This is a genomic window from Streptomyces sp. NPDC012794 (assembly GCF_042901085.1).
GTDB lineage: Bacteria > Actinomycetota > Actinomycetes > Streptomycetales > Streptomycetaceae > Streptomyces.
In genome coordinates this window covers 304,388-327,693 of record NZ_JBIBCI010000007.1, presented here as the reverse complement: position 1 = coordinate 327,693, position 23,306 = coordinate 304,388, and the positions used below count along the sequence as shown (strand labels likewise).

Genomic DNA, 23,306 nt, shown 5'->3' with positions numbered 1-23,306 from the left:
CCGCCGGGGATGACGGGACGGCCCTCAGGCGCTCCGGCAGAGGGCCGTGTCCACGAGCTTCTCGACGTGCTTGGCGACCGCTCCGTCCACCGGGTCGGTGGTCACCGCGACAGCGGCGGCGCGGCCGTCGTCGGTGACTCCCCCACGGGTCTCGTAGCCGGCGATGTCGCCGCCGTGGCCCCAGTAGACGCCGCCGCACGACAGCGGCCTACTCATCAGGCCCAGCCCGTAGCCGGCGCCCGTGTCACCGAGGGGGACGGTGGTGCGCATCTGGGCGAGCTGGGCGGGCCGCAGGAGGCGGCCGTCCAGGAGCGCGGTGAGGAACTGGTTGAGATCGGCGTTGGTGGAGATCATCTGGCCGGCGGCCCAGGACGCGGAGGGATCGATCTCCGTGACGTCGCGCAGGGGCGCGCCCGGCGCGTCCTGGTGGTAGCCCTTGGGGTGGGGTTCCCGGATGGTCATGTCGCCGGCGGTGGGGAAATAGGTGTGGCGCAGGCCGAGGGGCCGGACGATCCGCTTGTCGATCTCCTCGCCGAGGGGGCGGCCGGTGATCTTCTGGGCGATGAGGCCGGCCAGGACGTAGTTCGTGTTGCTGTACGCCCAGCTGGTTCCCGGCTCGAAGACGGCCTTGTGCCGGAAGGCGATGTCGAGGATGTCGCGGGGTTCGAGGTAGCGGCGGCCGAGGATGTCGTCGGTGACGTCGGCCTCGTAGTCGGGCAGTCCGCTGGTGTGCTGGAGGAGCTCGCGGACCGTGATGCGGCGCCCGTCGATCCCTTCGCCGCGCACGAGGTCCGGGAGGTGGGTCTCGACCTTGTCGTCCAAGCCGATCCGGCCCTCGCCGACCAGTTGCAGCACGACCACGGCGGTGAACGTCTTGGTGTTGCTGCCGATGCGCACCTGGCCGTCCCTGGCGCCCGCGGTGTACGTACGGGCGCGCCCGTCGCGGTCCTTGACGCTCGCCAGGGCCGCGGGCACGCCGTCGTCAACCACCAGGGCGTTCAGCCCCTGCTGGACGGGGTCCGGGCGGGCGGTGGCGGCCGCGGCCGGGGCCAGGGCGCCGATGGCCATGACGGCCGCGGCCGCGGCTCGTACGAGGGTCCTGCGCCGGGTCTGCCTGGGCATGGGGGAACTCCTACGGAAATGCGGGGAATCGGTGGTGTGCCCAGCATTTCCGTATGCGGCGGTACGGGCGATCCTGCTGGCCGGAGGCCGCGGGGTGGGGCTTTCCCCCGGCTTCCCCCGGCGTCCCCCGCCTTTCCGCCGGGGGAAGCCGGGACCGGAGTCCTGCCGATGCGGGCCCGGCCCCCGGGTGAGGCCGGGCCCGGGGACCATCAGTGCCAGGTCTGGTAGGGGCTCCTCTGGGCGTGGGTGCCGCACGGGAAGGTGCGCAGGTGGAACTGGTGACTGTCGTCCAGGCACAGGCCGGTCGCCTGGTTCTTGAACTCGACGGCGCCGTCCGGGTAGCGGTGGACGAACCAGCTCTCGTCCTTGGCCTTGTCGCACGGCTGCGCCGAGGCGGTACCGCGCGGGTGGTCGGTGAGGCAGAGACCGGTCTTGCGGTTCCGGAGCTCGCGGGTGCCGTCCGCCCACTGGTGGACGTTCCACTTCTGGTGGTCGTTGCCCAGGCACGTGTAGGTGCGGACACCGGCGTCGCTGTCGTCGAGGCAGGCCGACGTCGCCGCGTTGCGGAAGGTCTGGACGGTGTCGAGCGTGCCGGCCTCGGCGGTGGCGGTCGCCAGGGCGGTGGCGAGCAGGATGCCCGCCAGGATGGTCGTACGGGTGTTCATGCCGCTCCTGGGTGGGGTCAGCCGACGATGTTGACGGGGCGGTAGGCGTGGTAGCCGTCGCGGCCGTTCACGCCGTAGGAGTGCTTCTTCCAGCGCGTTCCGACGCCGCCGGCCTGCTCGTAGGACTTGTAGACGGTGTGCGCGCTGTTGGCCCAGCCGCCGAAGATGACGACGTGGCGGTTGTCGGCGCTGTTGCTGTTGGCCTTGATGACCAGGTCGCCTGGGGCGAGGTCCTTCATGGCGATGCGGCGGGTGAAGCCGTCGTTCTTGAGGGAGACGGTGTTGGGGCCGGGCTTGCGCAGACCGAGGGCCATGGAGACGTAGCCGGAGCAGTCCTGCCGGTAGCCGCCCTTCCAGTACTTGGTCTGGCTGTAGGGGACCGGGCGGCCGTTGTTGGCGGTCAGCCACGTCCTGGCCCGGGCGAGGACCTCCGAGCGGGTGATGCGGGGAGCCGACTGGACGGTCTCGGCCGAGGAGCCGGCCGCCGGGGCCGGCGGCGCGGTCAGGGCGAGGGAGCCCAGGGACAGGAGGGTGGTCAACGCGGCCATGGCCACGCGGCGGGTGAGATTGACGGACATGCCCGTCCTCCGATTTCTGGCAGGGGAAATACGCCGGTACGGCGCAGGTGGTGGGATCGCCGCTCACTCGACTGGGAGCCGGCTGATGCAGAGTCTGCGGCGGTCCGGCGAGGTCTCGCAACGCTGTCCCGTTTGCTTCGGGCAAGTCGGGATCCCTACCCTTCTGACCTGCTGGGACATGACCATCCCGGGACAGGGGCGAGCATGGTGGACGTCGGCGGGCGCAGCCCGGCGCAACAACTGGGCGGGGCACTGAGGGCGCTGCAGCAACGCTCCGGACGGACGCTGCGCTCCCTGGAGTCGGAGGTGAGGATCAGCGACTCCTCGCTGTCCCGCTACTTACGCGGCAGCACCATCCCGCCGTGGAGCACCGTCCGGGACCTGTGCCGGGCCCTGGGCGCCGACCCGGCGGAGTACCGGGCCCTGTGGGAGGCGGCGGACCGCAGCCAGCCGGCGCCTCCGCCGCCGCCCCCGGCCTCCTCCCCGTGGTGGCGCGGCCGCTGGGCGTGGGCGGCCGTCGGCGCCCTGGCCGGTCTGGTGCTCGGCACCGCGCTCTGCCTGCTCCTCCTGGCGCCCGGGGCGCCGCCCTCGCAGCCGCGTGCGGCGGGCGGGGCGCCCGCGCCGCCGAGGAACGACATGACGCGGATCTTCGTCAACCGCTCTACGGGCAGCTGCCTGGACCACAGCCTCGACCAGGGCCTGCGCTCCTTCCCGCCCAACGGCATGAGCTACCAGCGCTGGACCGTCCGCCCGCTGCCCGACGGCACCAGCACCCTGAGGAACCACGCCACGGGCGCCTGCCTGGACAGCGGCGACGGCGGACTCGACGCCCGCTCCTGCGACAAGGCCCCGTCGCAGCGGTGGACCGTCACGACATGGCCCGACGCGTCGGTCGAGGTCAAGAGCCGGACCACCGGCCAGTGTCTGGACGACAGCCCCGCGGGGCTGCGCGCCCTGCCCTGCGACCGGTCGGAGCGTCAGAAGTGGGGCTGACCCCGGGTCCGCCGGAAACGGACCGGGTTCTCACGGCCCCGGCCACGGGGCCCTGCCGGGCACACGTACGTTCGGTCCCCGCGGAGCAGTAGCCGGCCGGTGTGGCGGGCATGGCATCACATGTGACCCTCCTCCGTGACATGCGCTACCCCACCCCGCACGAACTCGCCCTGGCCGGCCGGGCACTGGCGGACGAGCACCCCGGCCGGGTGCGGATGCGGCAGGCCGGTGTCTCCCGGGGCGGCAGACCGCTGTGGCTGCTCTCCGTCGACGGGCAGAGCGGCGGGCCCCGGGAGGTGCTCGTCGTCGCCGGTGCCCATGCCAACGAACCCGTCGGCGGTGCGACCGCGCTGGACCTCGCCCGGCGGGTGATCCGGGCCGGGGGCGGCGGGGCCGGCTGGCACTTCCTGCTCTGCGCCGACCCCGACGGCGCCGACCTGCACCGCACGCCCCGCCCGGACTCGCTGCTGGACTACCACCGCAACTTCTACCGGCCGCCCGGCCCGGAACAGCCCGAGTGGGCCCCGTCCTTACTCCCCCCGGACCGGCTCCCGCCCGAGACGCGCACCCTGACCGCGCTCCTGGACCGGCTGCGGCCGGTCCTGCAGGTCTCCCTGCACGGTACCGATCTCGGCGGGTCCTGGGTCCAGCTGACGCGTGACGTACCGGGGCTCGCCGAGCCCTTCGGGAAGTCGGCGGCCGAGCTGCGCATCCCGGTGGAGACCCGGGCCTCCGACGCGAACGGCTGGGGCACGCCCGGTCCCGGGATCTTCGTGATGCCGCGGTCCGGGAGCGAGGACACCCGGCTCAGCACCTGGTGCCACCACGGGACCACGGCGATCGTCGAAGTCCCCATGTGGGCCTCCCACATCGTGGACGACCCGGCCCCCCACCCGGACCCCCGGGCCGCCCTGCGCATGCTGGCGGAGCGGCTGACCGGTGAGACCGCGCGGGTGGCCGGGCTGCGGGAGGGAGTCGCGGCCGCCGGGCCGGGCGCCGCCGCCCTGCTGCGGGCGGTGGACTGGACGCTCGGGCTGATCCCGCAGGTCACCGCCGAATGGACGGCTCCCGGGGCACCCGCCGAGGCCACCACGGCCTCCCTCGGCAGCATCGACGCCTTCGGGCGGCGGCTCTCGCTGCGCACCGCCGCGATGCTGCTGCGCGTCCTGCGGTCCCAGGCCCATCCGTCGGCGCCCGCCCTGGACCGCCTGGTGACGGGGTGGTGCGAGGAGTTCTCCGCCCGCTTCCAGGCCCGTTGGGTGCCGGTGGCCACGCAGGTGGAGCACCAGTCGCGGACGGTCCTGGCCGCGTACGGGTGTCTTCAGACCGGCCAGGCGTAGCGCCGCTTGGGGCGGCCCGTGGCGCCGAGGCGGTCGTAGAAGCGGATCGCGCCCTCGTTCCAGTCGGGGGTCTGCCACTCGACGTGTTCGAGGCCGAGGCGTCGGGCGAGACCGGCCACGCCCGCCATCAGGGCCGCCCCGAGGCCGTGGCCCCTGGCCTCCTCGGCGAGGTAGAGGCAGTCCATGTGGAGGTAGTGGCGGGCGTCCCAGAACGCGAACTCCTCCGAGCAGGCGGCGTATCCGGCCACCGTGCCCCCGGGGGTCTCGGCGAGCAGCACCCACAGCCGGGCGTCCTCGGCGAACAGCCGGGGACCGAGGCGCTCGCCGAGGTCCGCGGGCCGGGGTGCGGACTTCTCGTACGCGACGTGCTCGTGGATGAGCTCGGTGAGACGCGGAAGGTCTTCGGGGCGGGCGGGGCGCACGAGGCCGGTGTGGTCCATGGAGGGGATACTGCCGGGCCCTGGCGCCCCGGCAAAGGGCGGGCCGGCGAAGGGACGGCGACGGCACCGCCTCCGGGCCGCACCGGTTGCGTCCCCGCGCCCCGGCCCGGGCCCCGGCCCGGCCCCGCCCGGCTCTCAGTTCTCCGAGAGCCGGAAGCTCATCCGTCCGAATCCCACCTGGTCCCCCGGCCGCACCACGGCCGCCCCCGTCACCCGGCGCCCGTTGACGGTGGTGCCGTTGGTCGAGCCGAGGTCCCGCAGCAGCCACGTCCCGTCCCGCCGCATGCTCAGCTCCGCGTGCGCCCGCGAGACCGTGTCGTGGCTGAGCCGCAGCCCGTTGCCCGGGTCGCGGCCTATCCGCAGCGGGCCGGCGGCCGGGTGGGGGAACAGCAGCGCGGGCAGGCGCTCCACCTGCCAGGCCCGCCGCACCCCGGCGGACACGGCCGAGGCCCGGCCCACCCAGCCGAACAGCCGGCTGGTCCACGGGCTCGCGGCGCCGCGCGCCCCCTCCCGCGTCTGGAGGTCGGCGAGGAGGACGGCGAGGTCCTCGGAGCGACGGGCGGCCAGCGCGAGTTCCATACGGCGCAGGAAGGTGTCGTGCGACAGCCTGCCGAGGGCCGCACCCTCCCTGAGCTGGCCCAGCGCCCGGTCGCGCTCCGCATCGGAGAGCCGGGGGGCCGGATAGGCGGGGAACTCGAAACTCGACGTCACAGGGTGATTGTCGGCCCGTCGGGTGCGGGGTGTCCAGAACTCCCCCGCCGGGCCCGGGATGATGGGCACGATACGGGCAGGATACGCATGCTGGACACCGCCGGAGACGAGGGGACCGTCCGTGCAGTTCGAGGTGTGGGCACCGCTGACAGGTCGGGTCGCCATGCGACTGAACGACACCACCTACGAGATGGGCCCCGACCCGGCCCCCGGCCGCTCCGGCTGGTGGGTCGCCGAGGCCCCGGCGGCCGACGGCGACCGGTACGGGTTCCGCCTCGGCGACGATCCGGTGGTCCGGCCCGATCCGCGCGGGCGCCGGCTGCCCGACGGTACGGAGGGCCTGTCGGCGGTGGTCGACCTGACGGCCCTCGCGCCCCGGGTGCCGCCGCCGCGCGTCCCGCTCCAGGACGCGGTCCTGTACGAGCTGCACATCGGCACCTTCACCCCCGAGGGCACCTTCGAGGCGGCGGCCACCCGCCTGGGGTACCTGGCCGGGCTGGGCGTCACGCACGTGGAGCTGATGCCGGTGTGCCCCTTCCCGGGCCGGCACGGCTGGGGGTACGACGGGGTCGCGCCGTGGGCGGTGCACGAGCCGTACGGGGGCCCGGCGGGACTGGCGGCCTTCGTGGAGGCCGCGCACGCCGCCGGGCTGGGGGTGGTGCTGGACGTGGTCCTGAACCACCTGGGCCCCTCCGGGAACCATCTCCCCGCCTTCGGCCCGTACTTCACCGACACGCACCACACACCCTGGGGCGCGGCGGTGAACCTGGACGCGCCCGGCTCCGACGAGGTCCGCTCGTACCTGATCGGGAGCGCGCTGGCCTGGCTGCGGGACTACCGGATCGACGGCCTGAGGCTGGACGCGGTGCACGCGCTGGCCGACGGGCGGGCGCTGCACTTCCTGGAGGAGCTGGCGGCGGCCGTGGACCGGCTGGCGGCGGAGACCACGCGCCCTCTGTTCCTGATCGCCGAGTCCGACCAGTGCGACCCCCGGCTGACGATGCCGCCTTCCGCCGGGGGCCTGGGCATGCACGCGCAGTGGAACGACGACTTCCACCACGCGCTGCACTGTGCCCTGACCGGCGAATCGCAGGGCTACTACGCCGACTTCGCCGAGGCCCCGCTCGGCGCCCTCGCCAAGACCCTGACGCGGGCGTTCTTCCACGACGGCACCTGGTCCTCCTTCCGCGGCCGCACCCACGGCCGGCCCGTGGACCGCCGCCGCACCCCCGCGCACCGCTTCGTCGGCTACACCCAGACCCACGACCAGGTCGGCAACCGGGCGCTGGGCGACCGGCTGTCCGCCTCCTGCTCCCCCGGGCTGCTGGCGTGCGCGGCGGCGCTGGCGCTGACCGGGCCCTTCGTACCGATGCTGTTCATGGGCGAGGAGTGGGGGGCCGGCACCCCGTGGCAGTACTTCACCGACCATCCCGACCCGGAGCTCGCCGAGGCGGTGCGCAGCGGCCGGCGGCGGGAGTTCGCGTCGCACGGCTGGAAGGCGGAGGAGATCCCGGACCCGCAGGACCCGGCGACCCGTGACCGGTCCTGCCTGGACTGGGCCGAACCGGAGCGGGAGTCGCACGCCTGGCTGCTGGAGTGGTACCGGACCCTGATCCGGCTGCGCCGCACCCACCCGGACCTGCGCGACCCGGACCTCGCGGCGGTCCGGGTGGCGTACGACGAGGAGCGCCGCTGGCTGACCTTCCGGCGCGGCGAGGTACGGGTGGTGGTGAACCTGTCGACGGAGTCGGTGACGGTGGCGCTGGGCCGCAACGGGGTACGGGTGCTGGCCTCCTGGGAGCCGGTGGAGCATCCGGGTCCTGACGGGCGGATCCACGTACCGGGCGAGTCGGCGGTGGTGCTGGGGCCGTGACGCCGCCGGGGAGCTCAGGGGCCGCCGCCCGGTGCTCGACGGGCGCGGTCCGGTCGGCTACGGGAGACGGGTGAGGAACCTGGAGATCAGGGGGGCGATTTCCGGGAGGTGGGTTTCCAGGGCGAAGTGGCCCGCGCCCTCGAAGACGTGGACGTCCGCGTCCGGGGCGTCCCGCAGGTACGCCTTCGCCCCGGCCGGGGTGAAGAAGGGGTCCCCAGCACCCCAGACGACCAGCACCGGCACCCGCGCCGACCGCAGCCAGGCCTGCCAGGCCGGGTAGTGCGCGAAGTTGGAGGCGTAGTCGAAGGCGAGGTCGGCCTGGGCGTCGGTCCGCCCCGGCAGGTTCAGGTAGTGCACGTCCAGAGTCCAGCTGTCCGGGGAGAGCAGGCCGGTGTCGGCAACGCCGGTCTCGTACTGGAAGCGGGTGCCCTCCAGGGTGAACAGCGCCCGTACCCGCTCTTCGTCGGCCGGGACCTCCCGCCGGAGAGCGGTGAACTCGCGGGCGGCGTCCGACAGGCCCTCCTCGTACGCGTTGCCGTTCTGCACGATCAGCCCGGTGACCCGTTCGGGGCGTCTCGTGGCGAGCCGTAGTCCGACCGGGGCGCCGAAGTCGAAGACGTACAGGGCGAAGCGGTCGAGGCGCAGGGCGTCGGTGAAGCCCTCCACGATGTCGGCGAGCCGGTCGAAGCTGTACGTGAACCCCTCCGGCGCCTCGGTCCGGCCGAAGCCGGGGTAGTCCGGGGCGATCAGGCGGTACGGGATGTCGCCGAGGGCGTCCATCAGGCGGGCGAACTGGTGCGAGGCGGTCGGGAAGCCGTGCAGCAGGAGGAGCACGGGGCCGTCGGCGGGGCCGCTCTCGCGGTAGGCGACACGCACGCCCTCCACCTCGACGGTGCGGTGCCGAACGGACGGGATGGTGCGGCGAGCGGTCATCACATGCCTCCTGGGTGCGTGATGACATTAGCTTTGCCGACCACAAGCTAATGGGTCAAGCGATTCAGTTACCATTAGCCATGTGAAAGTGACCTTTCCGCTTACCGGCGAGCCCCTGGCCCTGGACCTCCTCAACACCCGCACCGCCGAGGGCGACCTCGTCGCCGGTCCCGCGGGCCTCGGCGCGTGGCTGGCCGAGCAGGCCGGGAGGCTGACGCCGGTCCGGGAGACCGGCGCGGCCGAGGTGGCCGCCGTACTGGCCGTACGGGAGGCCGCGCGGGCGGCCCTCGACGCCGCCCTGCGCGGTGGGCGGCCCCCGGCCGATGCGCTGCGCACGCTGAACGGCGCCCTGTCCGCGGCTCCCTCCCACCAGGAGCTGACCTGGACCGAGGAAGTCGGCATTACGGCCACCCCGCAGCGGCCGGCCGGCCCCGCGCGGCGGCTGGCGGCGGAACTTGCCGAGGCGGTCGCGGAGCTCCTGACCGATCCCCGCGTGACGTCGGTCCGCGCCTGCGAGGCGGAGGGCTGCGTCCTGCTCTTCCTGCCGGCTCATCCGCGACGCCGCTGGTGCGTGGCGTCCGCCTGCGGCAACCGCGCGCGAGTGGCCCGCTATTACGCCCGCCACAAGCGCCCCTGACCCCCGTCACGGGCCGGGTCGGGAGCCGGTGCGGCGGTCAGACCGGGGATCCCGCCGTCAGGTGTGCGGCGAGCGCGGCGGCCGCCCCGGACAGGCCGGCGGGCGCCAGCAGCTCCGTACGGTGCGCGAGGCGCGGTGCGGCGAGCGGTACGGCGACCCCCGCGCGGGCGGATTCGGCGAGCGGACGCGGCAGCAGTACGAGGCCGTGCCCGGCGGCGGCGAGAGCGCACAGGGCGTGCAGGTCGGTGCCGTCGTAGCGCAGGCCGCCGCGTCCGGCGGTGAGCGGCAGCCCCACGTCCGGCGCGTCGAGCCAGCGCGCGTCGGCGAGGTCGTCGAGCCGGACGGAGTGCCGCACGGCGAAGGGGTGCCCGGCGGGGAAGAGGACCGCGAGCTCCTCCTCGCCGACGCCGGTGACCCGCAGCGGGGCCACGTCGGGCAGCCGCAGCGGGTCGCTCGGGGCGGCGAGGCCGTCGACGAGCCCGAGGTCGCAGTCCCCGGCGGCGACGGCGGCGGGCACCCGGGCCGGGGGCAGGACGCGCAAGGTGACGCCCGTGGCGGGCAGGGCGGCGAGCAGCCGGGGGCCGGCGGCGGCGAGCGGGGAGGCGGCGAGGGTGATCCGGCCCGGCGGGGCGGCGGCCAGCCGCAGTACGTCGGCGCGGGCCGCGTCGAGCCGCAGGAGCAGCGGCCGGGCGTGCTCCAGCAGCCGCGCCCCGGCCGGGGTGGGAGCGACGGGCCGCCGGGTGAGCAGTTCGGTGCGCAGGTCGCCCTCCAGCGCGGCGATGTGCTGGGAGACGGCGGACTGGGTGTAGCCGAGTTCGCGCGCGGCGGCGGAGAAGGAGGCGAGGCGGGCGACGGCGGTGAAGGTGCGGAGCAGGTGCGGGTCCATGCCCGCAGGATGGCACCGCCCCTCAGCCGCCCATCAGCCTCAGATCAGCCTCACATCAGCGCCGCCCATCAGCGCCGCCGCCCCCAGCACCGCTCATCAGCACCGCTTATCGGCCGTGCAGGAACGCTCGTTGGCGCCGGAGCGGTACGGGGTCGCAGGATGATCCGCATGACCACCGCGCAGACCGCGTACGGCCCGTCCGTCGCCCGGATCGCCCTCGTCGGCGACCGCTCCCCGCACGTGGAGTCCCACACCCGGCTCCCGCTCCTGCTCGACGCGCTGGCCTCCCGCGAGGGGCTGGTGCTGGACGCCTACTGGATCCCGACCTCGGTGGCCGCGGCGGAGGCCGCGGCGGGGACCCTGTCCGGGTTCGACGCCGTGTGGGTGCTGCCGGGCAGCCCCTACGCGAGCGAGGCCGGGGCGCTGGCGGCGATCCGGGTCGCCCGGGAGGAGGGCATCCCCTTCCTCGGGACGTGCGGCGGCTTCCAGCACGCGCTGCTGGAGTACGCCCGCGACGTCTGCGGGCTGGAGGGGGCCGCGCACGCCGAGAACGACCCCGGGGCGGACGACCCGTTGATCGCCCCGCTGACCTGTTCGCTGGCCGGGCACGAGGAGCTCGTCCATGCCGAGCCCGGCTCCCTGGCCGAGTCGGCACTCGGGGCGGAGCGGTCGACGGAGCGCTACCACTGCCATTACGGGCCCTCGGCCCGCCACCTGCCGGTGCTCGCCGCGCACGGGCTGCGCATGTCCGGGCACGACGGGGAGGGGCGGGTGCGGATGGCGGAGCTGCCCGGGCACCCCTTCTTCCTCGCCGCCCTCTTCCAGCCGGAGCTCGCCGGGGACGGGTCGCGTCCGCACCCGGTGATCCGCGCCCTGGCCGTCGCGGCGGTCGCCCGCGCCGCGCGGCGGACGGCCGGGACGCCCGCCGGCGGCCGGGCTGCCGGATGACCGGTCGCGGGACCACCCGTGGGATCGGCTATGCTGTGCGTGCACGACGAACGGGTGGTCACCGCCCTTCGTGGTGGGTGTAGCTCAGTTGGTAGAGCACCTGGTTGTGGTCCAGGTGGCCGCGGGTTCAAGTCCCGTCACTCACCCTGTTGGTCCCGTAGGGGGTACGAGGTTCGCCTCGTACCCCCTACGGGCTTTTCCGCCGGACGGACCCGGGGTCAGCCGCACAGGAAGGCCTCCACCTCCGTGACGAAGGCCACAGGGGTCTCCTGCGGCGGGTAATGGCCGGCGCCTGGGATCGTCACGACCCTGCAGTTCGGGTACGAGGCCTGGAAGGTTCCCCGCATGACCTCGGCGGTCAGGGCCAGGTCGTACTCCCCCACCAGGACGAGCACCGGCACGGTGCTGCCCTTGACCGCGGCGGACAGGTCGCGCGGCTGCCAGTCGGCGAAGTAGCCGGCGAAGGCCTCGGGGCGGGAGACGGCGAGGGAGTGGGCGACCATGCGCTCCAGCCAGTGGCGGCTCGCCCGGTGGCCGGTGACGAGGTCCAGGATGGTGCGGCGCTTTTCGGGGTCCTCGGCGGCCCCGTGGAAGAGGGCGTGGGTCGCGTCGTCCATCGCGTACGGCCCGGCGGGGACCGGCGTGAGCCCGATGAGCTTCTCGACGCGCTCGGGGGCGCGGGCCAGGACCTGCTGGGCGGCCTTGCCGCCCATGGAGTGGCCGATCAGGGAGAAAGTGTCCCAGCCCAGCTGGTCGGCGAGGGCGAGGACGTCGTCGGCGATCTCGGGGACGGTGTAGCGGCCGGACACGTCCCGGCGCTCTCCGTAGCCCCGGTAGTCGAGGAAGGCGTACGAGAAGCCCTGCGGGTCCAGGTAGTCGAGCACGGAGCCCCAGTTGGCGGAGGTACCGAACCAGTCGTGCAGCACGATGACACGGACGGGTCCGGTGCCGATCCGGCGATGGGCGATGGCCATGCGTTCTCCCTCGGTGACGCGGGGGGTGGAAACCGACGCCGTAGGTACTGCCCACCCGGCTCACGGTCACACCACCGCCGGCGGCCGGGGCAGGCCGGCCGGGGCGCGCTCGCGAAGTCGACGCGGGCGTTGACTTCGCGAGCGCGGAACCGGGCCGGTCCGCCCGGAGGGGGCACGTGTCAGACGGTCTTGATCGCCGGGTCCGAGACGCTCGGGGCCCCCGTCTCCACGTGCCCCGCGAAGCGGCGCAGGAAGGTGGTGTCGGCGTCCGAGACCACGGAGACGTCGTACCAGCGGCCCGAGGCGCGCAGGTCGACGGTGTGGGAGACGGTGGCGCCCGGGTTGACCTTGAAGGTCTGCGGGGCGCCGCCGTAGGCGTTGGTCACCGTGAGGTTCACCGCGGCGGCGCCCCCGTTGACCAGGGTCAGGGCCAGGTTGCCGGTGGCGTCCACCTGGCGGGCGGTGACCTCGGGGCCGGCCTTCTTCGCCGGACCCTTCCAGGTGCGCAGGAAGCCGTTGGGGCCCCAGACCGTGAGGTCGATCCTGTTGCCGGTGGAGCTGCTGGTGGACCAGGTGTCGGAAAGGGTCTTGCCCGCCTCGACCGTGTAGGGCCAGGGGCCGTCCGTGCGGTTGCCCGAGGTGCTGTGGAAGTGGGCGCCGAGCTTGGGACCGGAGGAGAAGGTGAGCGTGAACTTGCCGGTGGAGACGGTGCGGGAGCCGTCCACGTACGGGCTGTAGCCGAGCGCACGGGCGGGCTTGGAGCCGGCCTCCTGCTTCGGCAGGGTGCCCGACGCCGGCGGCGTCGGGTAGTAGGACGGGTGGCGGTTCTTGTCCGGCGGGACGTACCCGGCCGTCGACGGCAGCGCCGCGGGTGCCGCGTCCGCCAGGGTGAAGTCGAAGGCGGAGGTCAGGTCGCCGCAGACCGCGCGGCGCCACGGGGAGATGTTGGGCTCGTGCACCCCGAAGCGCTTCTCCATGAAGCGGATCACCGACGTGTGGTCGAAGGTCTCGGAGCAGACGTAGCCGCCCTTGCTCCACGGGGAGACCACGATCATCGGGACGCGCGGCCCGAGTCCGTAGGGGCCGGCCGCGTAGCCGCCGCCACCGGGGTAGAGGTCGCGGGTGACGTCGGCCGTGGACAGGCCCCAGGCCGAGGAGGCCGGCGGGTACGGCGGGACCACGTGGTCGAAGAAGCCGTCGTTCTCGTCGTAGGTGATGAAGAGGGCGGTCTTCGCCCACACCGCCGGGTTCGCCGTCAGCGCGTCGAGGACCTGCGAGATGTACCAGGCGCCGAAGTTCGTCGGCCAGTTCGAGTGCTCGCTGAACGCCTCGGGGGCGGCGATCCAGGACACCTGGGGCAGTTTGCCGTTCAGCACGTCCGCGCGCAGCCGGTCGAAGTAGCCGTCGCCCGCCTTGACGTTCGTGCCGGTGCGGGCCTTCTCGTACAGGGCGCTGCCGGGCTGGGCGTTGCGGTAGGTGTTGAAGTACAGCAGCGAGTTGTCGCCGTAGTTGCCGCGGAAGGCGTCGTTGATCCAGCCCCAGTGGCCGGCGGCGTTCAGGCCGTCGCCGATGTCCTGGTAGACCTTCCACGAGATCCCGGCGGTCTCCAGGCGCTCGGGGTAGGTCTTCCAGCCGTACCCGGCCTCCTGGTTGCCGAGGACCGGGCCGCCGCCCAGGCCGTCGTTGCCCGTATGGCCCGTCCACATGTAATAGCGGTTGGGGTCGGTGGCGCCGATGAAGGAGCAGTGGTAGGCGTCGCACACGGTGAACGCGTCGGCGAGGGCGTAGTGGAAGGGGATGTCCTTCCGGGTCATGTACGACATGGTGGTGGCGGTCTTCGCCGGGACCCACTTGTCGTACTTGCCGTTGTTGTAGGCCTGGTGGCCGCCCGCCCAGTCGTGGTCCAGGCCGGTGAGGAACTGCATCCCGAGGTCTTCCACCTGCGGGTTGAAGGGCAGGACGTCCTTCGCGCCGTCGGACTGGTGGAAGACCGGTTTGCCGTTGTCCTGGAGGACCGGCCGCGGGTCGCCGAAGCCCCGGACCCCCTTCATGGCGCCGAAGTAGTGGTCGAAGGAACGGTTCTCCTGCATGAGGACGACGATGTGCTCGATGTCCCGGATCGTTCCGGTGCCGCCCTGCGCGGAAATGGCGGCGGCGCGCGCGATGCTCTCGCTGAGCATCGCGGCGGCCGCGGTGCCGCCGGCGATCTGGAGGAACCTGCGTCGGTCGAGTTCAGCCATGGGTGACGACCTCTAGGGGGTGAGGGGGGATCGAGGGGCGCCCCAAGGACAGCGGTCCCGGGGTACCGGACGGAGATCCCCGTCTGACGTCGGGCCGTACAGCGGACGAACGGAAGGCCCGTGGACGGCAGCTCCCGAACGCCACCGGCATCCGCGACGGCCTCCGCGCGCACTGCGACGGGGGCCGGACGGATGCGGGGACGTCAAGGGGCGTGCCGTGCGCTCCGCTGCCGGTACGGTACGTCCCCTCGCACCCCGCACAACAGACCCTGGTGTCACGCCAGTTGACCTCACAGCGGCACGCGCGCACCGATCCGCCCCGGGCGCGGGGCGCCGGGGACGGGGCCGCCCGAGCGGCTGGGCCGCCGCCGCGCCTGCCCCTGAGGTGAACGGCGGGGGTCCTACTCAGCGCCCCCCACAGGGGAACTGAGCATCCGTACTCAGGTCCCGGCGCGGCCGGGTCGTCATCGTGGAGGCATGCCCATACAGTCTTGTGATCCGCGCCCGCGCGTCGGCATAACCGCCGTCGCCAGCCTGCTGCCCGAGGACGTCGTGTCGTCCGACGAGCTCCAGCGCGAGGTGTCCCGGCGCAGCGGTCTCGCGCTGCCCGCGCGGCTCCTGACGCAGGCCACCGGGATCGTGTCGCGCCGGGTCGCGGCCCCGGGGGTGTACGCCTCCACGCTCGCGGTGGGCGCGGCCCGCCGGGTGCTGGACTCGGCCGGGCTCTCGCCGCTCGACGTGGACCTGCTGGTCTTCGCCTCCGCCTCGCGGGACCTGGTCGAGCCGGCGACCGCGCACATCGTGCAGGCCGAACTGGGGTCCAGGGCGCACGCGGTGGACGTGACCAACGCCTGCAACAGCTTCGTCAACGGGATCGACCTCGCCCGCAGCGCGATCCTCGCCGGGCGGGCCCGGCGGGCGCTGGTGGTCACCGGGGAGACCCCGAGCCGGGCGGTGCGGAAGGACCCCGCCGACCTCGCCGAGTTCCGCGGCGCCTTCGCGGGCTACACCTTCGGCGACGCGGGCGCGGCCGTCCTCCTGGAGGAGGTGGGGCGCGGCGGGATCCTGGACGTGGACAGTGAGACGCATTCGGAGCACTGGGAGGTCGGGGGCATCCCGGGCGGTGGGTCGCGGCACCCGCGCGGGGACGCGTACACCTATTTCCAGGGGGACGGGCACGAGCTGCGCGGGGTGTTCGAGAAGGTGGGGACCGCGGTCATCGACCGGACGCTGCACCGCACGGGCATGGACTGGGACGGCTTCGCGAAGGTGCTGGTGCACCAGGTGACGGTGCCGTACCTGGAGCGGTTCGCGGAGCTGACCGGGGTGCCCGCGGGAAAGCTGGTGGTCACGGTGCCCGAGCTGGGAAACGTGGCGAGCGCGAGCATCGGGGTGCAGCTGGAGCGGGTCTTCCCGGGGCTGGCGGCCGGGGAGCGGGTGCTGTTCGTCGGGCTGGGCGGCGGAATCAGCATCATGACGATGGTCTGGGAGAAGTCGTGAGCGCCCGCATGTGGGTGGTGGTGCCCGCGCACGAGGAGGCGGCGCGGCTCGGCCAGACCCTGCGGGCGCTGGCCGCGCAGCGGGACCGGGACTTCACCCTGCTGGTCGTGGACAACGCCTCGGCGGACGGCACGGGCCGGATCGCCCGGGAGTTCGCGGCGGGGGCGCCCTTCCCGGTGGAGGTGATCGAGGAGCCGGAGAAGGGGGTCGGCTCGGCGGTGGACACCGGTTTCCGGTACGCGATCGGGCGCGGCGCCACGCTGCTGGCGCGCACGGACGCGGACTGCCTGCCCCGGCCGGGGTGGACGGGCGCGGCCCGGGCCGCGCTGCTGGCCCGGCCGGGTCTGGTGTGCGGGCGGGTCACGGCCCGGCGCGACGAGCACGGCCCGCTGGGCAGGGCCGGTTTCGCGGGCCTGGTCGCGCTGGCGGCGCTGTTCGGGCGGCTGCGGCCCGGGCACGCCCGGCGGCACGGCTTCCGGGCGCCGTACCGGATGCACGCGGGGAACAACATGGCGATCACCGCCGAGCTGTACCTGGCCGTGGGAGGGATGCCGCGGCGCCCCTCGCCGACGGACCGGCTCTTCCTGAACGCGGTACGCCGCCACACCGACCGGATCTCCCGCTGCCGGGGCATGGTCGTGGAGAACTCCACGCGCCGGCTGCGCGCGTACGGCCTCGCCGGGACCGCCCGCTGGTACCTCGGCCAGGGCAGCGGCACGCACGGAACGGACGACCCCCGCTGATGCTGGACCGACTCGAACACGCGCTGCGGGCCCGCCCCGAGCAGCCCGCCGTGCTCTCCGCGACCCGTTCCGGCGGCACCCGCGTCCGCGCCACCCGGGGCGAGATCGCCGCACTGGCCGACGACTTCGCCGCCGCGCTGCACGCGCGCGGGCTGCGCGCCGGGGACACCGTCGGCGTCGCCGTGCGGCCCGGGCCGCGCGCGCTGGCGGTGCTGCTCGCGCTGTGGCGGCTCGGGCTGCGCGGCGCGGTGCTGGACCCCGGTGCCGGGGCGGAGGTGCTGCGGGCCCGGCTCCGGCTGGCGCGGCCCGCGCTGGTGCTGGCTGACGCGCCCGCGCAGGCGGTGGCCGGCTGGGCCCGGCCGCTGGCCCGGCGGGCGGCGCTGGAGCTGCCGGAGCTGGCCTCGCTGGGGCCGGTGGCCACGGTGGGGCCGCGGCTGCCCGGATGCGCGCCCGCCCTCGAGCGGGGGGCGCCCCGGGCGGGGGTGCCGGCCGGGGACGGCGGATACGACGAAAACGCGGACGCGGTGATCGTGTTCACCTCCGGGACCACCTCGCGGCCCCGGGCCGTGGTGCACACCCGGGCGGGGCTGGCCGCCGGGATGGAGACGGTGTCCGCGCTGTTCGCCGCCGGGGGCGACCGGGGGGAGCCCGTGCTGGGCGGGACCTTCTTCGTGCTGGTGCCGTCGCTGGCGCACGGGGCGCCGGTCGCGCTGCCGGCCCGCTCCCCCGCGACGCTGGCCCGGCAGCTGGACCGGCTCCGGCCCCGGGACACCTATCTGACCCCGCCCCAGCTGCGGGACGCGCTCGGCGCGGGGGCCCGGTTCGGGGGCCGGGTGTGGACGGGTTCGGCTCCGGCGAGCGCCGAGCTGCTGGGCCGGGTCCGGGAGGCGGGCGCGGAGCAGGCGTGGGGGGTGTACGCGCTGACCGAGCTGTTCCCCGCCGCGGCGGTGGAGTCCCGGGAGAAGGCCGCCTTCGAGGGCGCCGGGGACCTGGTGGGCGCCCCGCTGCCCGGGGTGCGGACCGCCGTGGACGCGGACGGCCAGCTGCTGCTGGCCGGGCCCGCGGCCCGGCACCGCTACCTGGGAGAGGCCCCCGATCCGTGGGTGGCCACCGGGGACCGGGCGGCCCTGGACGGCGCCGGGCGGATCGTACTGGGGGGCCGCTGCAAGGACATGGTGCTGCGCAGGGCGGAGAACATCTACCCGGGCCTGTACGAGCCGGGCCTGCACGTGCCGGGAGTGGAGCTGGGCGTCCTCGTCGGGGTCCCGGCGGGCGACGGGGACGAGCGCCTGGTGGCGGTGGTCCAGCCGCGGCCCGGCGTCCCCGAACCGGCCCTGCGCGCCGCGCTGTCCGAACCGCTGCGGCGGATGGGGACCGCCCAGCCGGACGCGCTGCTGTTCGCGCGGATCCCGCTGTCGGGGCGCTCGCGCAAACCCGACCGGGCGGCGGTGTCGGCGCTGGCGGCCCGGCTGGTGACGGCCGCGGGGACGGGGCCGTGAGCCTGTGGGTGGTGGTCCCCGCGTACAACGAGGCAGGGTCGATCGGGGCGACCCTGGCGGCGCTGGCCGCGCAGCACGACACCGGTTTCCGCCTGGTGGTGGTGGACAACGCCTCCACCGACGGGACGGCCCGGACCGTCCGGGAGTTCGCCCGGTCGGCGCCCTTCCCCGTCGAGCTGGTCCACGAGCCCGAGCCGGGGGCGGGGACCGCCGCCGACACCGGCTTCCGGCACGCCGTACGCGGCGGGGCGCGCCTGCTGCTGCGTACGGACGCGGACTGTCTGCCCGCCCGGGACTGGACGGCCGTCGCCCGGGCGGAGTTCGGCCGGGGGGCGGAGGTGCTGTGCGGGCGGAGCGTGCCGCGCCGGGACGAGCGGCCGGACTTCGCCGAGTCCCGGCTGCTGCCGGCGCTGGTGCGGCTGGCCGCGCTGTACGGGCGGGTGCGCCCCGCGCACCGCGGCCGCGCTACCTGGCCCCGTACGTGCTGTGTCACGGCCACAACCTCGGCATCACCGCCGAGCTGTACGTGCGCTGCGGCGGGGCACCGCGCGAGCGGCTGGAGGAGGGCTCGGAGGACGTCACCCTGCTCAACCGGGCCCGCCAGCACAGCGCGCGGGTCGTGCGCGCCGAGCACCTGGTGGTGGAGAACAGCCTGCGGCGGCTGCGGTCCTGGGGTGCGCGGCGCACCCTGCTCTGGTACTGGGACCGGCGCTACCGGCCCACCGACACGGAAGAGGTCCACGTCCGATGACCACCACCGCCACGGAAGGGGTCCACGTCCGATGACCACCACCGCCCAGGCACGGGCGCGTCGGCGCGACCGCCGGGTCTACCTGCGCAGCCATCCGCTGCTCTTCGGGCTGCTCGCCGCCACGCGCGGGCGGGCCGTGCGCCGGCTCGGGGGCACGGTGCTGGTGCACGACGCCGACGCGTACCGGGAGGCGCTGACCCGGATCCCGCTGGACCGGACGGCGGCGGGCACCACGGGCGGGGCCGCGCGGGAGGCGCTGCGCGGGGACGGCGGGGTGCTGTTCGACCAGGAGGGCGGCGGGCACCGGGCCGGCCGGCGCTCGCTCGCGGAGGGCCTCGGCGCGGCCGGAGTGGAGGAGCTGCGCGCGGTGTGGCGGCCGCTGCTGGCACGGGGTCCGGCGCCGCTGGGCCGGGGTGCGGAGGTGGACGTGGTGGCGCTGGCGCGCGAGCTGGCCGGCACGGTGGCGGCGGCCCTGCTGGACAGCCCGGCCGCGCCGTGGGATCTCGCGGAGGCGGCCGCGCGTGCCGCGTCGGCCTCGGTGCGCAGCCACCTGCCGGGCCCGCCGAGGCCCGGCGCGGGGGCGGCGGCGGCCCGGGCGGCGGAGCGCCTGCGGGGGCTGCTGGGCGGCGGGGACGCCCTGGACGCGATGGTGGCGGTGGCCGCGGTGAACACCACCGTGGCGGCGGTGCCCCGGGCCGTCGCCTGGTGCGCGGACGCCGGGCTGTGGGGGCAGGCCGCGGACGCGGAGCTGCGACCCCGGCTGGCGGAGGAGCTGCTGCGGGTCACGGCGGCCTCGCCGGTGCTGCCCCGGGTCGCGGCCGGGGCGGGGACGGTCGGGGGCTGTCCGGTGCGGGGCGGGGACCGGCTGCTGCTGGTGGCCCGGCACGCGGCGGGGGCGCACCGGCGCGACCCGGACGGGCGGGATCCGGCGGGGGCGGGGACGGCGCGGCTGGTGTTCGGGGCGGGGCCGCACGTGTGCCCGGGGGCCCGGCTGGCGACCGTCCTGCTGGGCGACGTCCTGGCGGCGCTGGCACCGTACCGGCCGGTGGTGACGCGTTCCCGGGTGGACCGGCGGGCGGCCCTGCCGGGGTGGCGGGTGCTGCGGCTGAGGGCGGGCTCATGAGGATCGGGGTGACGGGGGCGAGCGGCTTCTGCGGCGGGCACGTGGCCCGGGCGGCGGCCGCGGCCGGGGCCGCCGTGGTCTGTCTGGGCCGCCGGCCGGGTCCGCTGGGCGAGCACCGGTTCTGGGACGCGGCGTCCGCCGTGCCGGACCTGTCGGGCGTGGACGTGGTGGTGCACTGCGCGGCGGCGGTGGGGGATCCGGCGCCGGGCTCGCGGGCGGAGGCCGCCATGCGCGCCGTCAACGTCGAGGGCACCGCGCGGCTGCTGCGCGCGGCGGCCGGGCGGCCGGTGGTGTGGGTGAGCAGCGCGAGCGTCTACGACCCGCGGCGGGACCGTCACCGTGTCACGGAGGACCATCCCCGCGCGCACCACCTGAACGCGTACGGCCGTACGAAGGCGGCGGGCGAGGCCCTGGCGCTGGAGGCGGGCGCTGTGGTGCTGCGCCCGAGGGCGGTGTACGGCCCGGGCGACACCCAGCTCCTGCCCCGGCTGCTCTCCCGGGTCCGCGCCGGGACCCTGCTGCTGCCGGGCCGGGACGTGCGGCTGAGCCTGACGGCGGTGGAGAACCTGGCGGACGCCTGCCTGGCGGCGCCCGGCTGGGCCCCGGGCGCGTACAACGTGGCGGACGCGGCCCCGTACGGGCGGGACGCGGCGGTCGCCGCGGTGCTCCGCGCCCACGGCGTCCGCGCCCGCGTCCGGCACCTGCCGCTCCGGGCGGCCGGCGCGGCGGCCCGGGCGGCGCAGTCGCTGGCCCGCCTCACCGGCACCGAGCCGGCCCTCAGCCGCTACGCGGTGGACCAGCTGGCGCATCCGGTGGTCCTGGACCTGGCCAGGGCCCGCTCCCAGGGCTGGACCCCGCGGCGGACCCTGGAGGACTACCTCAGCTCTGTGCGGGGGTGAGCCGCAGGGAGATGCTGTTGATGCAGTACCTCTGGTCCGTCGGGGTGGGGTAGCCCTCGCCCTCGAAGACGTGGCCGAGGTGGGAGCCGCACTTCGCGCAGAGGACCTCGGTGCGGACCATGCCGTGCGAGGTGTCGGCCTTCAGCTCCACCGCCTCGCTGTCCTTCGGGTCGTAGAAGGAAGGCCAGCCGCAGTGCGACTCGAACTTCTCCGAGGAACGGAAGAGCTCGGCGCCGCAGCCGCGGCAGGAGTAGACGCCTTCCGTCTTGGTGTCGGTGTACTCGCCGCGGAAGGCGGGCTCGGTGCCGGCGAGGCGCAGCACCTGGTACTCCGACGGGGTCAGCTCCGCCTGCCACTGCTCGTCCGTCTTCTGGACCTCGTACGCCATGACTCTCCCGCTCCCTCAGTTCGACAGGCGGGCGATGGTTTCCAGGATCCGGGGGCCCAGATCCGTGACGTCGCCCGCGCCCATCGTGAGAACGAGATCGCCGGGCTTGGCCATTCCCGCGATGACGTCGGCGACGGCGTCCTTGTCGTGCTCGGCGGCGACGTCGGCGCCGGCGGTGCGGGCCGCGGAGATGATCAGTTCGCTGGTGATGCCGGGGATCGGGTCCTCGCGGGCCGGGTAGATGTCGAGGACGACGGAGGCGTCGGCGAGGGCGAGGGCCTGGCCCATCTCCTTGCCCAGTTCCTGGGTGCGGGAGAAGAGGTGGGGCTGGAAGACGACCAGGATGCGGGAGTCCCCGGCGGCACCGCGGATGGCCTCCAGGTCGGCGGTCATCTCCGTGGGGTGGTGCGCGTAGGAGTCGATGACCTGGACGCCGGCCGCTTCGCCCTTGAGCTGGAGGCGGCGCTTGACGCCGGTGTACTTGCCGAGGGCCGAGGCCAGGTTGTGCGCGGGGATGCCGAGGGCGACGCCGGCGGCGAGGGCCGCGACGGCGTTGTGCGCGTAGTGGCGGCCGGGGACGGAGACCGTGAAGGTGAGCGGGCGGCCGTCGAGGAGGACGGTGACCTCGCTGGTCAGACCCCGCGGAGTGATCTTGGTGATGCGGACGTCGGCGTCCTCGTCCTCGCCGTAGGTGACGACGTTCAGGCCGTCGCGGCCGGCGACGCGGCGGGCGATCTCGGCGGCGCCGTCCTGGCCGTGGGCGACGACCAGGGTGCCACCGGGGACGATCTTGCCGACGAAGGTCTCGAAGGACTCGTAGATCTCCTCCATCGACGCGTAGTTCGCGTGGTGGTCGAGCTCCGCGTTGAGGATGATCGCGACCTGCGGGGTGTACTTGTGGAAGCTGCGGTCGCTCTCGTCCGCCTCGGCCACGAAGACCTCGCCCTCGCCGTGGTGGGCGTTGGAGCCGGGGGCGTCCAGGTCGCCGCCGATGGCGTAGGAGGGGTCGAGGCCGAGCGCCGAGAGGGAGACCGCCAGCATCGAGGTGGTGGTGGTCTTGCCGTGGGTACCGGCGACGGCGATCGGGCGCAGGCCGTCCATGACGGAGGCGAGGGCGTCCGAGCGGTGCACGACCGGGATGCCGAGCTCGGCGGCGCGGGCCAGCTCGGGGTTGTCGGCGCGGATCGCGCTGGAGACGACGACGCAGGTGGCGTCGGCGGCGAGGTGGCCGGCGGCGTGCCCGATGTGGACCGTGGCCCCGTGGGCGCGCAGCGCCTGGGCGGTCTCGGAGTCACGGGAGTCGCTGCCGGCCACCCGCGCGCCGCGCTGGGCGAGGATCTTCGCGATGCCGGACATGCCGGCGCCGCCGATGCCGATGAAGTGGGGCCGTTCCATCGCGGTCGGCAGGCCGGGCTTCATTCAGGTCGCTCCAGGATCGAGTGCGGGACGCGCTGCCCGCCGGGGTGTGTCCGCCCCAGCCTATTCGTTGTGGGCGAAGAGCTTGAGCACCGGAACCTCCACCTTGTGCCGGGCGCGGGAGGCCCAGTCGCGGTGGAAGAACTCCTCGACCAGGTGCGGGGCGGTCAGGACGATCACCTCGTCGGCGTTGGTCTCGTCCACCACGGCCTTCAGTTTGTCGAGGGGGTGGTCCTCGACGATCTGACCGACGGCCTCGGCGCCCTTGGCCCGCAGGGCGGCGAGTGAGTGTTCGAGCGCCTGTGCGGCGGGGCCGAGGGCGGCCTCGCCCTCGGGTACGTCGGCTTCGCGGAGGGCTTCGGGCAGCTCGCCGAGCGCCACGTCGTCGATGGCCCGCAGCAGTCGGTCCTGGTCGCCCCTGGGTTGCATGAGGACGAAGAAGGAGACCGGGTCGTCTCCGTGCAGAGTGGTGACGAAGTCCACGTCCACCGGGGTCAGCGGCTGCTCGATCATCAATACGCTCGTGAACACGGACGCCCTCTCCTTCATGGCCGAGACCGGTCGGCCGGCCCCTGCAAAAACCATCCTGCCCCGCTGGCGCGCGGAGCCTCGCAGGTATGTGTGCCCAGGTATGTGCCCGTCGGAAG

Annotated in this window: 23 protein-coding genes, 1 tRNA gene and 1 pseudogene; 13 read left to right on the top strand and 12 right to left on the bottom strand. The window is 74.8% G+C overall.

Annotation, left to right across the window (positions count from 1 at the left end; genetic code table 11):
- Positions 1-24 precede the first annotated feature (24 nt).
- The 3 genes from ACFY7H_RS16600 to ACFY7H_RS16590 all read right to left on the bottom strand — a co-directional run bounded on the left by ACFY7H_RS16600 (position 25) and on the right by ACFY7H_RS16590 (position 2,365).
- The gene (locus ACFY7H_RS16600; protein ID WP_388938620.1) at positions 25-1,122 is read right to left on the bottom strand and encodes a serine hydrolase domain-containing protein; all 1,098 of its coding nucleotides are present in this window, start codon (positions 1,120-1,122) and stop codon (positions 25-27) included.
- A 209-nt stretch (positions 1,123-1,331) separates the two neighbouring features.
- Positions 1,332-1,787 (bottom strand): RICIN domain-containing protein, encoded by a 456-nt coding sequence (locus ACFY7H_RS16595; protein ID WP_388938618.1) that lies wholly within the window; start codon positions 1,785-1,787, stop codon positions 1,332-1,334.
- A 17-nt stretch (positions 1,788-1,804) separates the two neighbouring features.
- On the bottom strand, positions 1,805-2,365 hold the full coding sequence (locus ACFY7H_RS16590; protein ID WP_388938616.1) for a hypothetical protein: 561 nt from the start codon (positions 2,363-2,365) through the stop codon (positions 1,805-1,807).
- Between the two features lie 204 nt (positions 2,366-2,569).
- On the opposite strand from ACFY7H_RS16590, the gene ACFY7H_RS16585 reads away from it, so the two are divergent.
- Entirely contained in the window at positions 2,570-3,358 is a 789-nt protein-coding gene (locus tag ACFY7H_RS16585) for an RICIN domain-containing protein (RefSeq protein WP_388938614.1), read from the top strand.
- Positions 3,359-3,468: 110 nt separating this feature from the next.
- The gene (locus tag ACFY7H_RS16580; protein ID WP_388938613.1) at positions 3,469-4,698 is read left to right on the top strand and encodes a M14 family zinc carboxypeptidase; all 1,230 of its coding nucleotides are present in this window, start codon (positions 3,469-3,471) and stop codon (positions 4,696-4,698) included.
- On the opposite strand, the gene ACFY7H_RS16575 is transcribed toward ACFY7H_RS16580, so the two are convergent.
- The gene (locus ACFY7H_RS16575; RefSeq protein WP_388938612.1) at positions 4,680-5,138 is read right to left on the bottom strand and encodes a GNAT family N-acetyltransferase; all 459 of its coding nucleotides are present in this window, start codon (positions 5,136-5,138) and stop codon (positions 4,680-4,682) included. The two genes, ACFY7H_RS16580 and ACFY7H_RS16575, sit on opposite strands and share 19 nt — an antisense overlap.
- A gap of 135 nt (positions 5,139-5,273) precedes the next feature.
- Positions 5,274-5,849: an FHA domain-containing protein gene (locus tag ACFY7H_RS16570; RefSeq protein ID WP_388938610.1), complete on the bottom strand. Its 576-nt coding sequence runs from the start codon at positions 5,847-5,849 to the stop codon at positions 5,274-5,276.
- 121 nt (positions 5,850-5,970) lie between these two features.
- On the opposite strand from ACFY7H_RS16570, the gene treZ reads away from it, so the two are divergent.
- A complete protein-coding gene (treZ, locus tag ACFY7H_RS16565; protein ID WP_388938608.1) occupies positions 5,971-7,722 on the top strand; it encodes a malto-oligosyltrehalose trehalohydrolase in 1,752 nt (583 codons plus the stop codon).
- Positions 7,723-7,779: 57 nt separating this feature from the next.
- On the opposite strand, the gene ACFY7H_RS16560 is transcribed toward treZ, so the two are convergent.
- Positions 7,780-8,655 carry an alpha/beta fold hydrolase gene (locus ACFY7H_RS16560; protein ID WP_388938606.1) on the bottom strand — a complete coding sequence of 292 codons (876 nt, stop codon included), beginning with the start codon at positions 8,653-8,655 and terminating at the stop codon, positions 7,780-7,782.
- Between the two features lie 88 nt (positions 8,656-8,743).
- Here ACFY7H_RS16560 and ACFY7H_RS16555 point away from each other — a divergent pair, with 88 nt between their 5' ends.
- Complete coding sequence (locus ACFY7H_RS16555) at positions 8,744-9,292, top strand: CGNR zinc finger domain-containing protein (protein WP_388938604.1); 549 nt, start codon at positions 8,744-8,746, stop codon at positions 9,290-9,292.
- Between the two features lie 37 nt (positions 9,293-9,329).
- Here ACFY7H_RS16555 and ACFY7H_RS16550 read toward each other — a convergent pair whose 3' ends face one another.
- Positions 9,330-10,178 carry a LysR family transcriptional regulator gene (locus ACFY7H_RS16550; protein ID WP_388938602.1) on the bottom strand — a complete coding sequence of 283 codons (849 nt, stop codon included), beginning with the start codon at positions 10,176-10,178 and terminating at the stop codon, positions 9,330-9,332.
- Between the two features lie 168 nt (positions 10,179-10,346).
- Between ACFY7H_RS16550 and ACFY7H_RS16545 the strand changes: the two genes are divergently transcribed.
- Entirely contained in the window at positions 10,347-11,126 is a 780-nt protein-coding gene (locus ACFY7H_RS16545) for a hypothetical protein (RefSeq protein ID WP_388938600.1), read from the top strand.
- A 73-nt stretch (positions 11,127-11,199) separates the two neighbouring features.
- A tRNA-His gene (locus ACFY7H_RS16540) sits at positions 11,200-11,272 on the top strand.
- 72 nt (positions 11,273-11,344) lie between these two features.
- Here ACFY7H_RS16540 and ACFY7H_RS16535 read toward each other — a convergent pair.
- The gene (locus ACFY7H_RS16535; RefSeq protein WP_388938598.1) at positions 11,345-12,100 is read right to left on the bottom strand and encodes an alpha/beta fold hydrolase; all 756 of its coding nucleotides are present in this window, start codon (positions 12,098-12,100) and stop codon (positions 11,345-11,347) included.
- Positions 12,101-12,279: 179 nt separating this feature from the next.
- Positions 12,280-14,340, bottom strand: coding sequence for a phosphocholine-specific phospholipase C (locus ACFY7H_RS16530; protein WP_388938596.1), 2,061 nt, complete (start codon positions 14,338-14,340; stop codon positions 12,280-12,282).
- Between the two features lie 477 nt (positions 14,341-14,817).
- On the opposite strand from ACFY7H_RS16530, the gene ACFY7H_RS16525 reads away from it, so the two are divergent.
- The 7 genes and pseudogenes from ACFY7H_RS16525 (at position 14,818) to ACFY7H_RS16495 (ending at position 20,855) form a co-directional block, all read left to right on the top strand.
- Positions 14,818-15,840 (top strand): 3-oxoacyl-ACP synthase III family protein, encoded by a 1,023-nt coding sequence (locus tag ACFY7H_RS16525; protein ID WP_388938594.1) that lies wholly within the window; start codon positions 14,818-14,820, stop codon positions 15,838-15,840.
- Positions 15,837-16,583: a glycosyltransferase family 2 protein gene (locus ACFY7H_RS16520; RefSeq protein ID WP_388938592.1), complete on the top strand. Its 747-nt coding sequence runs from the start codon at positions 15,837-15,839 to the stop codon at positions 16,581-16,583. The genes ACFY7H_RS16525 and ACFY7H_RS16520 overlap by 4 nt, the downstream gene beginning before the upstream one ends.
- Entirely contained in the window at positions 16,583-18,082 is a 1,500-nt protein-coding gene (locus ACFY7H_RS16515; RefSeq protein ID WP_388938590.1) for a class I adenylate-forming enzyme family protein, read from the top strand. The genes ACFY7H_RS16520 and ACFY7H_RS16515 overlap by 1 nt, the downstream gene beginning before the upstream one ends.
- A pseudogene (locus ACFY7H_RS16510) lies at positions 18,079-18,417 on the top strand (glycosyltransferase family A protein); the annotation flags it as partial. The gene ACFY7H_RS16515 and the pseudogene ACFY7H_RS16510, both read left to right, overlap by 4 nt.
- Positions 18,418-18,563: 146 nt before the next feature.
- The gene (locus ACFY7H_RS16505; protein WP_388938673.1) at positions 18,564-18,833 is read left to right on the top strand and encodes a hypothetical protein; all 270 of its coding nucleotides are present in this window, start codon (positions 18,564-18,566) and stop codon (positions 18,831-18,833) included.
- A gap of 31 nt (positions 18,834-18,864) precedes the next feature.
- Positions 18,865-19,956: a cytochrome P450 gene (locus ACFY7H_RS16500; RefSeq protein ID WP_388938672.1), complete on the top strand. Its 1,092-nt coding sequence runs from the start codon at positions 18,865-18,867 to the stop codon at positions 19,954-19,956.
- Positions 19,953-20,855: an NAD-dependent epimerase/dehydratase family protein gene (locus ACFY7H_RS16495; RefSeq protein WP_388938588.1), complete on the top strand. Its 903-nt coding sequence runs from the start codon at positions 19,953-19,955 to the stop codon at positions 20,853-20,855. The genes ACFY7H_RS16500 and ACFY7H_RS16495 overlap by 4 nt, the downstream gene beginning before the upstream one ends.
- Here the strand turns inward: ACFY7H_RS16495 and msrB are convergent.
- Genes msrB through ACFY7H_RS16480 form a run of 3 tightly spaced genes read right to left on the bottom strand, consistent with a single transcriptional unit; the run spans position 20,836 to position 23,190 of the window.
- On the bottom strand, positions 20,836-21,243 hold the full coding sequence (msrB, locus tag ACFY7H_RS16490) for a peptide-methionine (R)-S-oxide reductase MsrB (protein WP_388938586.1): 408 nt from the start codon (positions 21,241-21,243) through the stop codon (positions 20,836-20,838). The two genes, ACFY7H_RS16495 and msrB, sit on opposite strands and share 20 nt — an antisense overlap.
- A 15-nt stretch (positions 21,244-21,258) precedes the next feature.
- Positions 21,259-22,662 (bottom strand): UDP-N-acetylmuramate--L-alanine ligase, encoded by a 1,404-nt coding sequence (gene murC, locus ACFY7H_RS16485; protein ID WP_388938584.1) that lies wholly within the window; start codon positions 22,660-22,662, stop codon positions 21,259-21,261.
- Positions 22,663-22,722: 60 nt separating this feature from the next.
- The gene (locus ACFY7H_RS16480) at positions 22,723-23,190 is read right to left on the bottom strand and encodes an indole-3-glycerol phosphate synthase (protein ID WP_388938582.1); all 468 of its coding nucleotides are present in this window, start codon (positions 23,188-23,190) and stop codon (positions 22,723-22,725) included.
- Positions 23,191-23,306: the final 116 nt, after the last annotated feature.